We start from the raw sequence: 13,033 nt of genomic DNA, 5'->3' as shown, positions 1-13,033 counted from the left end.
CGTCCGTCGGGCAAACGATCCATGGTCGGCAAGGTGGCGGAGCCGGTGGGTGCCGCCAAGGGGGGAGCAAGATGATGAACGCGCAGGAGCCCAAGAGCGGAAGCCCTGACCTGAACACCCAAGTGAGGCAGGTGGGCAACGCCCTCCAGAAGGTGTACGGCGATTTTCTGGACACCAGCGACCTGGCGGCCAAATACACGGGGGACGCGTTTGAGACGCGCCGCATTTCCAGGGCGCTGGCCGCACATGCCGTGCGCATCGTCACCGGGTTCAGCCCGGAGGAAGCCGCCGCCACCGTCATTGACGGGGACCTCGACCAGGGCATCGACGCGATCGCGGTGGTCGAGGGCGCCAAGCCGCATGTGTACCTCGTCCAGAGCAAGTGGAGCGTGAAGGGATACGCCAAGGGCGAGCGCGAGGCCGTACTCGAACTCCTGGCCGGGTTCAGGCTCATCGACGAGGAGAACTTCGCCCCGTTCAACCCGCGGGGCCGCAGGCTGGCCGAGTACGCCAAGTCCGTCATGGATCAGGGGACCGTCCCGGTCACTCAGGTCGTGGTGCTGATGCGCCCCGACATGCCGGGTGACGGCTTCATGCAGGCGATCAGGAACGGGGAGGACGAGTTCAACCGGTACGGCGACGTCCTGGGCCACCGGATCATCCTGGCGCCGGAGATCTGGGCTTCCGTACGGGCCGACCAGGCACCCGAGCCGGTGGTCCTGACCGCCGAGCTGTTCCCCTGGTTCGGCATGGGCTCCGACGCTCTGTACGAGTCCTACCAGGGAGTCGTCGACGCCGAACAGGTGGCCGACTGGGCGGAGCAGCACGGGACGAACCTGTTCAACCTGAACATCCGCAAGCCTCTGGGCCGGACGCCCATCAACAACTCGCTGATCGCCACCCTCAGCGAGGAGCCGGCCAACTTCTGGTACTACAACAACGGCATCACCGTGCTCTGCGACCGCGTGGAGAAGGTCGAACGGTCGGCACGGGCACCCCACCAGAAGCCCCTGATGCTCACCCTGCACAACGCCAGCGTCGTGAACGGCGCCCAGACCGTGCGCGCCGTGGCCGAGGCGCTGGAGAAGGAGGACGCGGCGGCCGAGGCCAAGATCGGCGTGCGGATCATCGTCACGCACGCGGCCCATGAGTTCGCCAGGGACACCACGCGCGCCACCAACCGCCAGAACAGCGTGGGCGACCGTGACTTCGTCGCCCTCGATCCCGTCCAGGGGGACATCCTGGACGAGATGCGGGCGGAGCTCGGCCTGGAGTACGGGGTTCAGCGCAGTGAGGTCGACATTCCCGAGGAGTCCGGCTGCACCGTGGTCGAGGCGGCCGTCGCCCTGGCCTGCGCTCATGCCGACAGCCAGTACGCGGCCCGGCTCGCGCTCGCCCTCGATCCGCTGTGGGAGCGGGGCCCGCAGGGGGTCTACGACGTGCTGTTCCGCCCGAGGCCGGGCGTCTACCTGCTGTGGAACGCCGTTCAGGTGGTCCGGGAGGTGCGGCGCTGTCTGCTGAAGCTCCGCAAGCGCTATGAGGGCAGGGCCGCCGCGCTGACCGAGCACGGCACGTACCTGCTCGCCCATCTGGTGTTCCGGCTCCTCGACACCGAGGGGATCGACGAGCCCGACACCAAGCTGACCTGGGCCGAAGAAGCCAGGGGAAAGACGAGGGAGATCGTCGAGCGGCTGCTGCCCCTCACCATCCAGGTCATCGACGGGCTCTCCGAGCGACGCCCGCAGATTCGAGCTGTCTGCGCGGACGTCGACCGGTGCCGGGAGGTCACCGAACGCGTCGTGGAGGCCATGGGGAAGGGCCAGGACGGCTCCGCCCCGGACACGTACCGCCGCGTCCGGCCGGCACGCAAGCGCCGCCGCCCCAACGCCGTCCAGGTCCTCGTCGACAAGCGGGTCCTGCCCGAGGGCGAGCCGCTCACGCTCAGCACGGCCTACCCGATGGAGGCCGAGGCGCTCAAGGAGTGGCTGGCGGAGGATCCGCGGCGCTCCCGGGCCACCTGGACGAACCACCGGACGAAGCCGGTCGTCTGGGCGGCAGACGGCCTGCAGTACTCGCCCTCCGGACTGATCACCCACATGTGGGAACGCGCCGAGTGGGCGGAACGGCCCACGGCCAACCAGGGCACCGCCCGCTGGGTCACCTCATCGGGGGACACCCTCGCCGACCTCGCGTGGCGCACCCTGGGAGACCTTGAGGAGCCGGACGAGGCCGACGAACCGAGCCGCCAGGACGCGGACGAGACCAACCGGTAGAACCACGGGAGAGAAGCCCGCCATGCCCCGCCTCGCCTTCGACATCGCCTTCTGCTCCCAGCTCCCCAAGCTTCAGGGCATGGTCCGCAAGGGGGTCTTCGACGCCTGGGAGAAGTTCGAACGGCTCACCCTGGAACAACTGTTCAAGGACCCCGGTCTGAAGCTGGAATCGCTGAAGGGTGCCCGGGACCCGCACATCCGGACGATCCGGATCGACCGCGGCACCCGAGGGGTCGTGCTGGCGCCCGACAGCGGGGACACGTACGTCCTGCTGCGGGTGCTGCCGCACGACGAGGCCAACGCCTGGGCCGTCAAGCAGAAGGCGAGCATCAACCCGGTCACCCGGGCCGTCGAGATCCGCGACATCGCCGTCCTGGAAGAGCTCACACCCGCGTACGAGCGGATCGCGCCCGCCCCCAAGCAGCGGCTCTTCGCCGGGATCTCGGACGGGGACCTCTCGGCCCTCGGCATCGACGGGACGACCCTGCGCCAGGCCCGGGTCCTGACCAGCCCGGAGCAGCTGGAGGCCTTCGCGCCGTTCTTCCCCCAGGACCAGCGGGAGGTACTGGAGTACCTCGCCGCCGGCTTCACCGTGGAGGACGTGTGGCGCGAGGTGGTCGCCGTCAACCTGGCCGCCGCCGACAGCTCAGAGCCGGTGAACCCCGGCGACTACGAGACCGCGATCCGGCACACCCGCACCCGTATCGCCCTGGTCACCGGATCGGACGAGCTCCGGGAGATCCTCGACAAGCCCTTCGCCGCCTGGCGGGTCTTCTTGCACCCGTCCCAGCACAAGGTGGCCTACCGGCCCTCCTACTCCGGCCCGGCACAGGTCACCGGTGGCCCCGGCACGGGCAAGACGGTCGTCGCCCTGCACCGCGTACGCCACCTGCTCGGCCACCTGCGCGACGGAGACCGCATCCTGCTCACCACCTACACCAACGCACTGGTGGCCGCCCTACGCGCGGGCCTCGCCGAACTCGTCGAAGACGTCACGCTCCGGGACCGGGTGGACGTCATGACCGTCGACGCGTTCGCCGGGCGGGTGCTGTCCACGCCGCGTCGGCCCCTGCGCGCCGACGAGGAACCGGCCCGCTGGCAGCAGGCCGCCCGGGCCGCGGGCTTCACCGGGAGCCCGCAGTTCCTCGCCCAGGAGTACAAGCACGTCGTCCTTGCCCAGGACCTGCGCACGTACGAGCAGTACGTAGCCGCCGAGCGAAAAGGGCGCGGCAGCGCGCTGCCCGTGGCGGCCCGGCCGCCGGTATGGGGCGCCATCGAGGAGTTCACCGCCCGGCTGGCCTCCGACGGGCTGCGGACCTACCTCGGCACCTGCACGGAGGCCGCGGACCTGCTGGAGCGGAGCGGACCGCGCTACCGGCACGTCGTCGTCGACGAGGCCCAGGACCTCCACCCCGTCCAATGGCGCCTCCTGCGCGCCGCCGCCCCGGTGCGCCCGGACGACCTGTTCATCGCGGGTGACCCGCACCAGCGGATCTACGACAGCAAGGTCTCCCTCAAGGCGGTCGGGATCAAAGTCGCGGGGCGGTCGGCGAAGATGCGCAAGAACTACCGCTCCACCCACGAGATCCTGAGCTGGTCCACCGCGCTCCTCGTCGGACGCCCCTTCGCGGAGCTTGAGGACGACACCGGCCACGAAACCCTGCTCGGCTACCGTTCGGCCCTGCACGGGAGCGGCCCCGAAACCCACGCAGCCGGTTCCCCGGAGGAGGAGCTGGCGGCGCTCGTCGCACGTGTCCGCGGTTGGCTGGAGGACGGCGTTGCCCCCGGTGACATCGGCGTGAGTGCCCGCTTCAACCGGACCTGCGACCAGGTGACGGAGCACCTGTCGGCGGCCGGCATCCCCGCTCAGCGACTGCGGGCGGACCGGCCGACGGCGGCCGACGCGGTGAACGTCGGCACCATGCACTCCTTCAAGGGCCTGGAGTACCGGTGCGTCGCAGTGGTCGGTGTTCATGACGGCGCTGTGCCGTTTCCCAAGGCGGTGACGCCCGTGGACGTCGACCGCCTCCAGCACGAGGCTGATCTGCTGGCGGAACGCTGCCTTTTGTTCGTCGCCTGCACTCGGGCCCGCGACGGCCTGTACGTGTCCTGGGCGGGGGAGCCCAGTCCTTTCCTCTCGACGACCGGAGTGTGACCCGGAACTGATACTTGCAGCAAACGGCAAGACCCCGTCCTCGGCATATCCAAACTGACGACGGGGTTGCTGCCTTCGGCGTCCGGCGGAGAGTGCTACGACGGGCTCTCAGCTGGCCGGCGGGCCCTGCTTGTAGGTGCGGTGGAGATAGGTTCGACGTTTGGCGCCCCGGTCACGAGTACGTGTCTGGCGGGCACGCACTGACTCGTCGCTTGATTCCGTAGCCACGACAACGCTGTGGCCGTCATCAACACGCTGCTTGACCAAGGCGTACAGCTGCTCCCGGGTGGTGCCGACAGTACCGGCGAGCCCGTGCTTGACCAGATCGACGAACTGGGTTCCCGTGAGGTGCCGTTCGACTTGATCGTATCCGAGGATCCGCGTGGTGCTGCCCGCCCGCTTGCCGCGTGTGCAGTCGTCATCGAGTAGTAGCCGGATGTACGAGACGGGCAGGTACATGCCCGGAGCGAGCCCTTGAACCGGCTGCCTACTGGTGCTCTGGGGCCAATGAGCGAGTTTCACGAAGCAGGGGTCGTTACCGAGACGCCATTCGCTTGGCTGTGCCGGAGGTCTACTCAGTCTGGCCACGTCTTCTAGCCGGTCGAGTTGGCTTCTTAGGCGTGCGTCCACGTAGATCGAGCGAGCGTCCTTGCCGAGCCGCTTGTACTGCACGAAGACAAAGCTCTTGGTCGGCTCGTGGTAGTAGAGCATGTCAGTGCCGAGGCGCGATTCCACCGGCGTGGCATTGACGTTGACGACTTCGAGCCGCCGTCCTGATGCGTCGTGGAGCACGTGAATGTCGCAGCGGACAGTGTCACCTTGCTGCCACTCGCTGAACATCCCGAACGCCTGGCCTGCGACGCGGACATCGTAGTCGATGAGGCTGTGCTCTACGGGTTGCGGAATCAGTCCGGCGGTGTAGGGAGCATCCACTGATCGCGGACGTCGCCATGCGGCGAGTGCGGAGAGCGGGAAGTCGGCGATGCGCAGCAGGCTGCCTGTCGCGTCGCGTTGCTCCTGCCATGACAGGTCGGCAGGGCTGTCTCCAAAGACAGGAGGGTCGGCTTGGGCAATCAGCCAGTCGAGTAGGGAGACGAGTCTGGGCCACCTCGCACGTAGTGCGCTTTCCAGTGACTGCCATACGGCGTTGCTGCATGCGCCGACGGCGCCCAGCAGCGAAGCTCGGTCGAACTCCTGGCGCAGATGAGCCGGCAGATCACGGAGTATTCCTTCAGGACCGTCGAGCGGAATGGTATCCAAGCATTCTCGAAGCGGATCTACAGTGATGCTCTTCTCGACAGCTCCCACAGTGCCGTGCCGAGCCACGATGCCTAACCATGCGAGCCGCCGTGATCGTTCGCGGTCGGATTGGGGTGGGGTCTCGCTGATCAAGAGGACGATGGGTGGTCCGTCGAGAGCCGCGTCGATATTCAAGCTCTTTGGACGGGACTTGGTCAGGCGTTGCTCAATTCTGAACTTGTCCTGATTGGAGTCGAGTTCTTCCGAACTCAGAGTCACGATGAAGGCCACGTGCGGACTCTATCCCGATTGCCTCGATCATAGTTCAGGTCGGAATGGTTCTCGGTGGTTGGCAGCTCTGTGGTGGGGCGCTGAGAGGAAGGCTAAGTCGCACCGAGGGAGGCGATGTTCAGAGCTTGATGACGACGACGCGAGTACCGCACCGCGCCGGGATGTCCTCGGGGCCGGAGGTGAGGATCGTGACCGGCCGAGGGGGTGGCCCATGCAGTGGCGGCGATGGCGCATTTGTGGCCGTGCGGGCCGGCGTTGGCAAGCAGGGTGGCGGCGTGGCGGGCGATCGGTCCGGTGATCGGCCTTGCGACGAGGCGGGAGAAGTGTCGACTCCAGGGCGGGGCGGTTGATGCGGAAGCGGACCACTTCGATGAGGTGGCCGCTGAAGTGACCACGCGAAGGTCGTCGGCGCGGGCCCGTCCGTGCCCTGTCTGATTGCGTCGTGCCTGGCCGCGCAGGGCCTGGATCTCATCGTCCGTGACAGGTCCGTGCTCAGCCTCAGTGACGGTGATGAGTGCGTTGAGGTTGTCGCGCTCGATCTGGCAGGTCACGGCCGCGGTCACGTTGTGATCTCATGCGGTGCGGTATCCAACGGGTGCCAGTCTGGGAGGCCCCTGGGGATGCTGCGACGTGCGTCAAGAGCCGCCCATAGCGCCCGTAACGCACGCAATGCACGTTGATTTCGACCGATTTCGGTCATGCAAGTATCTGACCTGCGGTTTTCTTCGACGTGTTTTCTGTTGACGTGGTTCCGATGACGCACCACGTGGAGTGCGTCGCGATCCTGGAGCCCACCGAAAAGGGACGCTGACCTGCTGTTTCCCCGACGGTGCGGAAGCGGTGGCGCGGGTCACCCGTGAGGGGCCGCGCCGCGCCGGTTGAAGGGAAGTCGGCCGAGGGCCACCGCCATGCCACAGGTGTCGGTGAGCGCCGAGAACACCAGCCCTCCGGCGATCCCCGCCGACAACAGCTGGAACGCCGGATGCACGAGCAGTCCGAGAGCCAGGCCGAGCAGCACGAGGGCGCCGGCGGTGAAGCGGACTTGACGCTCCATCCCCCAGACGGCGCGTACGGGACCGGGACCGGGCGGGTGCTCGAGCCGGTGACCGGCGGCGGCCCAGGCCCGGGTACCGCCGGTGAGGCTCGCCGCCGCGATCCCGTGGGAGGCGAGGAGCGCCGCGCCCTTCTCGGAGCGGGCGCCGGAGGCGCACACCAGGAGAAGCGGTCCGCTCTCGGCGGCGCTCCGCAGCTCGGCCAGGCTGCCCTCGACGCGCTCCAGGGGAACATTGACGGCGCTCGGCACGTGGCCGGAGGCGAACTCGCCGGGAGTGCGGACGTCGACCACGTTCAGCTCGGGCAGCCGAGGCTCGGCCTCGTCGACGCTGAGGATGCTGGAAATACCCATGACGAACCTGCCCTTGGCAGAGACGGGGGGCGGCCCTGTACAACCAGCGGCAGGGCCGCCCCGGGATGTCAGGCGCTGCCGGGCGGCTCCACCCGCAGGCGGACGGCATCGCCACGAGGCGGCCATGACGTTGTTATGCCGCGGCAACCATCCGATCCGGCGCCTTCCACAGACCCCGGCTAGGAGACCGGGCCGCGCTCGCGGGGGATCTTCTCGCCAGCCTCGACCGCGACGGGGAGCCGGTTCTCGGCCGGCGGCAGCGGGCAGGTCGCGAAGTCGGTGTAGGCACAGGGCAGGTTGGTGGCGCGGTTGAAGTCGAGCACCACCGTGCCGTCGGGCCCGGGCGCGGCCACGCCGAGCTGGCGGTTGGCCGCGTACGTGGTGACGCCCGAGGTCTCGTCGGTGAACAGCACCGTGAGGCTCCCGGGCGCGTGCCCGTTGAACGCGGTCAGGGCCAACTCCTGCCCGCCCAGCCGGAAGACGACCCGGCCGGGAGCGTCGTACACGTGCCGAAGGCCCTCGACGGAGGCGCCCACCGTGGTCGATCGCGGCTCGGCGAAGGCTTCGTAGCGGCCTGTGATCACCCAGCGCGGATCGGGCGCGTACGCGGGTGTGCCGGTGAAGGCGACCCTGAGCGGGTGGTCGGGGTGCCGCGGCCGGACCACGTCGTGGCCGCCGCGCTTGGCGACCTCGATCACGGTGTCGCCCCAGACGGCCTCGACACCGCCGCGCTCCGGAATGACGCCGAAAAGGCGCCGCTTGCGCACCGCCTTGCCCTCGACGACGAGTTCTGTTCCCTCGTCGAGCTCCACGGCGACGCCTTCGGGTCCCGTGGACCAGGTCCCCGGCACGCCGGGGAAGCTCTGGGGCTCGGGGGAGAGCCAGTGCAGACCGGTCACCGCGAGGAAGCCGTGCTCCGAGGCGAGTCGGGTGTCCTTGTCCCGGTGCCATTCCTGCCATTCCGCGGCGAAGACCTCCGGATCCGGTACGTCGGCGGTGCTGGTGCGGCCGTCGAGGCCGTCGCGGTCGTGGTCGACGGCTTCGCGGGCGTCGGGGATGTCATGGACGCTCATGCGTCTCCTCCTGGTGCAGTGGATGGATGGCGTGGTGCGCACGTTCCTGCGGCCGTGGCCGCGAAGCCGAAAGCGCCGAGGTGGGGCCGCGGAAGGCAGGAGGCATGGACCACGGGGCGGAACGAGACCGTCGGAGGGGCGCCCAACTGGCTCACGCCGACAAGGCTGGCAGCGGGAATCAGCCACTGCAATGCGGGAAACGGCGCCGTCTCATATTCGGAATTTCTCGACACGCGCCTGAAGCGTGCTGTTCATCATCCGCGTCGCACGGTCGCCCTCTCCAGCCGGGCGCGCAGATCGGCCAGACGGACCCTGATCCGCTGCTGGGGGCTGGGCGGCAGCGCGCGGGCGGAGCCGCGTGCGTAGTGGCGCTCGACGTAGAACTGCCCGGCGCTGAGCACGGTGGTGACGGCGATGTACCAGAGGGTGGCCACCATCAGCAGCGGGATGACCTGGTACGTCTGGTTGTAGACCAGCTGTACCGAGTACAGCAGGTCGTGCACGGCGAGGACGCTGACGATGCTGGTGCCCTTCAGGGTGCCGATCAGCATGTTCCCCGCGGTCGGGACGATGGAGCGCATCGCCTGCGGGATGACGATCCGGAGCAGGGTGCGCGGCCTGCCGATGCCGAGGGCCTGGGCGGCCTCCGTCTGGCCGGCGTCGACCGAGAGGATGCCGCCGCGCACCACCTCTGCGGCGTAGGCGGCTTCGTGCAGGGTCAGGCCGATGACGGCGGTGAAGGTGGGGCCGAGCAGGTTGACCGTCTTGACGGTGACGAACTCGGGCCCGAAGGGGATGCCGAGGCCGAGCGTGGGGTAGAGCGCGCCGATGTTGAACCAGAACAGCAGCTGCACCAGCAGCGGGGTGGATCGGAAGATCCACACATAGCCCCAGCTCAGCGTGCGCAGTACGGGGTTGGCGGACAGCCGCATCACGGCCAGCGGGGTGCCGAGCAGGAAGCCGAGCACCATCACCACACCGGTCAGCCACAGGGTGAGGAGCAGCCCGTCCAGCACGGCGGCGGTGGTGAAGTAGCGGCCGACCACATCCCACTGGAAGGCGCGGTTGCGGACGACGGAGTTGACCACCATCGCGAAGAGCAGCAGAGCGGCGGCGGCCGTCAGCCGGCGGCCGACGTGGCGGCGCGGCACGATCCGCGGGAGATCGGCCTCGGCGTCGTGGTTGCCGGAGGCGCTCGGGTGCGGTGCGGGCGGGACGGATACGGAGACGGGGGAGGTGCTGCGGTAGACGTCGGACGGCGAAGCCATCAGAGGCTCTCCAGGTGAGGGAGGTGCGGGCGGAGGTGACCACCCGGCGGCGCACATGCGTGGACTCCGGGCAGACACAGCGCGGGGCACTGGGTGGTGGCCGGCTTCCGGCGTCGTCACATTCGCCGCGTCCCTCAACGCGGCCGGTACGGCCACCGCGCGCGGCGGAGCCGGTCCGGTCTCGATCGTACGGGCGCACCGCTCGCAGGTGTCAACCACACCACCCCCCCCGGGAACCGCCCCACGCAGGTCCGGCATCCGGGCCGTGGTTGACGAGAAGCACGATGTACTGCTCAATGGGTCGCATGAATGCCGAGCAGCGCCTGGTCACCCGTGACCACATCGACTTCGGTCGGGTGTGGTCCGCGGCGTGTTGCGCCTGACGCGGCAGCGGGCCGTCTGACCGGCCCTTCCCTCCCTCGGTAACCCCGTCGCGGGCCGAGTTCCCTCCCTCGTGGCACCGTCGTACGCAGGTGCTCGGCACGCGCCGAGGTCCGCGTACGGGCGGCCCTGCGGGAACCTGACACGCGCTGCCGCCGCCCCCTTGTCCAAGGGCCCCGCCCCCGGCGTCGTCACATCTGCTCACGACCTGTTTCCCGGCACCCTGAAGCGCTGTCACACCGGCCGCGCCGCAGGCTGCCCTGCTTCGCCGTGCCCGGTCCGCGCCCTGTCCGCGGCACGGACCGAAGGACCTGAGAAAGGCCATCTCCCATGCCTGTGGAGTTCCTTGGCATCGCCGCCACCCACGACGGCTCCGAAACCACCCCGCGCTCCGGCGCCGCCTTCGACAAGGAGTACACGCTCCGGCTCGCCCGGGCGCACGAGGACCACGGCTGGGACCGGGTCCTGTTCGCCTACGGTTCCGGCTCGGCCGATCCCGCGCCGGCCGCCGCGTACGTCGCGAGCCGGCTGGACCGTCTTCAGATCCTCCTCGCCCACCGGCCCAACGTCTCGTACCCCACCTTCGCCGCCAAGACCTTCGCCACGCTCGACCAGATCAGCGAGGGCAGGCTGACCGTGCACTTCATCACCGGCGGCAACGATCACGAACAGGGGCGCGAGGGCGACACCCTCACCAAGGACGAGCGCTACGCCCGCACCCGCGAGTACATCCGGATCGTCAAGAAGATCTGGACCACCCACGAGCCCTTCGACCACGAGGGCGAGCACTACCGCTTCCACGACTTCGTCAGCGACGTCTTCCCCGCCCAACAGCCCCGCCCCAACGTGTCGTTCGGCGGCTCGTCGCCCGCCGCGTACGAGGCCGGGGGCGCCGAGGCCGACATCTTCTGCCTGTGGGGCGAGCCCCTTGCCGAGACCGCCGAGCAGATCGAGGCCGTGAAGGCCGCCGCGAAGGCCGCGGGCCGCACGGACGTTCCCCGTATCCAGGTGGCGTTCCGCCCGATCATCGCCCCGACCGAGGAACTGGCCTGGGAGAAGGCCCACCGCACCCTCGGTGCCATTCGCAAGAGGCGCGAGGCCGGTCTCGTACGGCACCACCGCAGTGGCGCACCGGAAAACACCGGCTCGCAGCGGCTGATCGCCATCGCCGAGGCGGGGGAGCGCTACGACCGCGCCCTGTGGACCCCGACCGCCGCCGCGACCGGAGGGGCCGGCAACTCCAACGCCCTGGTCGGCACCCCCGAGACGATCGCCCAGGCGCTCCTCGACTACTACGACCTCGGCGTCGACATCCTCTCCGCCCGCGGCTACGACCTCCTGGGCGACGCCGTCGACTTCGGCCGGCACGTGATCCCGATCGTCCGCGAGGAGGTCGCCAAGCGGGACGCCGAGCGAGCCCGGAGCGGGCGACGCGCGGCACCCTCGCGGGGGTGAGGTGATGACGCACACCCAGGAACCGGCGGTGATCCATGTCCCCGTCTCCGACCCCCGAGTGCGGCCCCTGCTGCGGGAACTCGGCGACGAGTACACCCGGCGCTACGGCAAGGACGCGCACGGCGAGATCTCCCGCTACCCCGACGAGGAGTTCACCGCCCCGCACGGCGGCATCCTGCTCCTGCTCCTCGAACACGGCGAGCCGGTCGCGGGCGGCGCCTTCCGCCGGTACGACGCGACCACGGCAGAGCTGAAGAGGATCTGGACGCACTCCGCCCACCGGCGCAGGGGCCTCGCCCGACGTGTCGTCGCCGAACTGGAGCGCGAGGCGAGCGTCCGTGGTTACCGGCGGATCTATCTCACCACCGGTCCGCGACAGCCCGAGGCCCGTTCCCTGTACCTGGCCACCGGCTACGCCCCGCTGTTCGACACGGAGGCCGACCCGGAGACCATCGGCCCGCTGCCCTTCGAGAAACACCTGCCGGCAACCGCGACACACCAAGGAAAGGCAGCACATCTGTGAGCGCCCGTGACATCGGAAGACGCCCGCGCCGTCTGCGCATCGCCGCCACCACCACCGCCGCGCTGCTGCCCCTCCTCACGCTGACCGCCTGCGGCTCCGGCGACCCCTCCAGCACCACCCCGGCGGGTGCTCAGGCATCCCCGGCGCCGACCGACGACCCGATCGCCGCCGTCAGGAAGGTGGACTCCGTCGCCGCCCTGCTGCCCGCCGACGTACGCCAGGCCGGCACGCTGCGGATCGGCAGCTCGATCGGGTTCCCGCCCGGCGCGTACTACCCGAACGGGCAGGACAAACCGCCCGCCGGCCAGGACATCGACATCGCCGACGCGGTGGCCAAGGTCCTCGGCGTGAAGCTGGAGCGGCAGGACGCCTCCTTCGAGACGATCCTGCCCGCCCTCGGCAGTGGCAAGTACGACGTCGGCACCGGCAACTTCGGCGTCACCACCGAACGTCTGAAGACCGTCGACTTCGTCACCTACATCAACGACGGCCAGGGCTTCGCGGTGAAGAAGGGCACCACCGCACTCACGACCGAGGTCACCGACCTCACCCAGCTGTGCGGGCTGACCATCGGCACCGGAGCCGGCACCACTTTCGAGGCGACCCTCACCGCGAAGAAGGACGTGTGCGCGAAGGCCGGCAAGAAGCCGTACGACGTCAAGGTCTACTCGGAGAACGGTGCGACCCTCACCGCGCTCCAGCAGGGCCGGATCGACGTCGTCATGTCGACCATCAACGGCCTGCGCTACCAGGCCGCGCAGCCCGCCGCGCAGACCGCCTTCCTCGGCGAGTACCACCGCCTCGACGTCGGCTTCGCCTTCAAGAAGGACTCCCCGCTCACCAAGGCGTTCCAGGCCGCCGTCAACGAGCTGATCAAGAACGGCGCGTACGCCCGGATCCTCACGAAGTGGGGCACCACCGCCTCCGCGATCGACACGTCCCAGATCAATCCGCCCGAGCACGCATAAGA

Annotated in this window: 9 protein-coding genes and 2 pseudogenes; 5 read left to right on the top strand and 6 right to left on the bottom strand. The window is 69.3% G+C overall.

The genetic code is table 11. From position 1 onward, the window contains the following. Window positions 1-71 precede the first annotated feature (71 nt). Window positions 72-2,273, top strand: coding sequence for an AIPR family protein (locus tag ABZ924_RS05890; RefSeq protein ID WP_361904689.1), 2,202 nt, complete (start codon window positions 72-74; stop codon window positions 2,271-2,273). Window positions 2,274-2,295: 22 nt separating this feature from the next. Further along, complete coding sequence (locus tag ABZ924_RS05885) at window positions 2,296-4,428, top strand: UvrD-helicase domain-containing protein (protein WP_361904686.1); 2,133 nt, start codon at window positions 2,296-2,298, stop codon at window positions 4,426-4,428. A gap of 108 nt (window positions 4,429-4,536) precedes the next feature. On the opposite strand, the gene ABZ924_RS05880 is transcribed toward ABZ924_RS05885, so the two are convergent. The 6 genes and pseudogenes from ABZ924_RS05880 to ABZ924_RS05855 all read right to left on the bottom strand — a co-directional run bounded on the left by ABZ924_RS05880 (window position 4,537) and on the right by ABZ924_RS05855 (window position 9,704). Continuing rightward, window positions 4,537-5,958 (bottom strand): hypothetical protein, encoded by a 1,422-nt coding sequence (locus ABZ924_RS05880; RefSeq protein WP_361904683.1) that lies wholly within the window; start codon window positions 5,956-5,958, stop codon window positions 4,537-4,539. A 118-nt stretch (window positions 5,959-6,076) separates the two neighbouring features. Further along, window positions 6,077-6,425 (bottom strand): annotated as a pseudogene (locus ABZ924_RS05875) (DNA-binding protein). After that, window positions 6,405-6,521, bottom strand: a pseudogene (locus ABZ924_RS05870) (CopG family transcriptional regulator); the annotation flags it as partial. The pseudogenes ABZ924_RS05870 and ABZ924_RS05875, both read right to left, overlap by 21 nt. A gap of 287 nt (window positions 6,522-6,808) precedes the next feature. Beyond that, entirely contained in the window at window positions 6,809-7,363 is a 555-nt protein-coding gene (locus ABZ924_RS05865; protein ID WP_361904680.1) for a rhodanese-like domain-containing protein, read from the bottom strand. Window positions 7,364-7,542: 179 nt separating this feature from the next. Then, entirely contained in the window at window positions 7,543-8,436 is an 894-nt protein-coding gene (locus ABZ924_RS05860; protein ID WP_361904677.1) for a DUF1684 domain-containing protein, read from the bottom strand. A 254-nt stretch (window positions 8,437-8,690) separates the two neighbouring features. Next, entirely contained in the window at window positions 8,691-9,704 is a 1,014-nt protein-coding gene (locus tag ABZ924_RS05855; RefSeq protein ID WP_361904674.1) for an amino acid ABC transporter permease, read from the bottom strand. Between the two features lie 711 nt (window positions 9,705-10,415). Here ABZ924_RS05855 and ABZ924_RS05850 point away from each other — a divergent pair. The 3 genes from ABZ924_RS05850 to ABZ924_RS05840 are packed head-to-tail and all read left to right on the top strand — an operon-like array spanning window position 10,416 to window position 13,031. Beyond that, window positions 10,416-11,540 (top strand): LLM class flavin-dependent oxidoreductase, encoded by a 1,125-nt coding sequence (locus ABZ924_RS05850; protein WP_361904671.1) that lies wholly within the window; start codon window positions 10,416-10,418, stop codon window positions 11,538-11,540. A 4-nt stretch (window positions 11,541-11,544) separates the two neighbouring features. Beyond that, complete coding sequence (locus tag ABZ924_RS05845; RefSeq protein ID WP_361904668.1) at window positions 11,545-12,063, top strand: GNAT family N-acetyltransferase; 519 nt, start codon at window positions 11,545-11,547, stop codon at window positions 12,061-12,063. A 32-nt stretch (window positions 12,064-12,095) separates the two neighbouring features. Further along, window positions 12,096-13,031, top strand: coding sequence for an ABC transporter substrate-binding protein (locus ABZ924_RS05840; protein ID WP_361904921.1), 936 nt, complete (start codon window positions 12,096-12,098; stop codon window positions 13,029-13,031). Window positions 13,032-13,033: the final 2 nt, after the last annotated feature.

Origin of the sequence: Streptomyces sp. NPDC046876, from assembly GCF_040645035.1 — a bacterium.
Lineage (GTDB): Bacteria > Actinomycetota > Actinomycetes > Streptomycetales > Streptomycetaceae > Streptomyces.
This window is presented reverse-complemented; position numbering and strand designations above follow the sequence as displayed.

What these genes read in the sequence shown, in the direction of transcription:
- ABZ924_RS05865 (WP_361904680.1), bottom strand. Translation starts at nt 7,363, where the DNA reads ATGGGTATTTCCAGCATCCTCAGCGTCGACGAGGCCGAGCCTCGGCTG.
- ABZ924_RS05850 (WP_361904671.1), top strand. Translation starts at nt 10,416, where the DNA reads ATGCCTGTGGAGTTCCTTGGCATCGCCGCCACCCACGACGGCTCCGAA.
- ABZ924_RS05885 (WP_361904686.1), top strand. Translation starts at nt 2,296, where the DNA reads ATGCCCCGCCTCGCCTTCGACATCGCCTTCTGCTCCCAGCTCCCCAAG.
- ABZ924_RS05890 (WP_361904689.1), top strand. Translation starts at nt 72, where the DNA reads ATGATGAACGCGCAGGAGCCCAAGAGCGGAAGCCCTGACCTGAACACC.
- ABZ924_RS05845 (WP_361904668.1), top strand. Translation starts at nt 11,545, where the DNA reads ATGACGCACACCCAGGAACCGGCGGTGATCCATGTCCCCGTCTCCGAC.
- ABZ924_RS05860 (WP_361904677.1), bottom strand. Translation starts at nt 8,436, where the DNA reads ATGAGCGTCCATGACATCCCCGACGCCCGCGAAGCCGTCGACCACGAC.
- ABZ924_RS05855 (WP_361904674.1), bottom strand. Translation starts at nt 9,704, where the DNA reads ATGGCTTCGCCGTCCGACGTCTACCGCAGCACCTCCCCCGTCTCCGTA.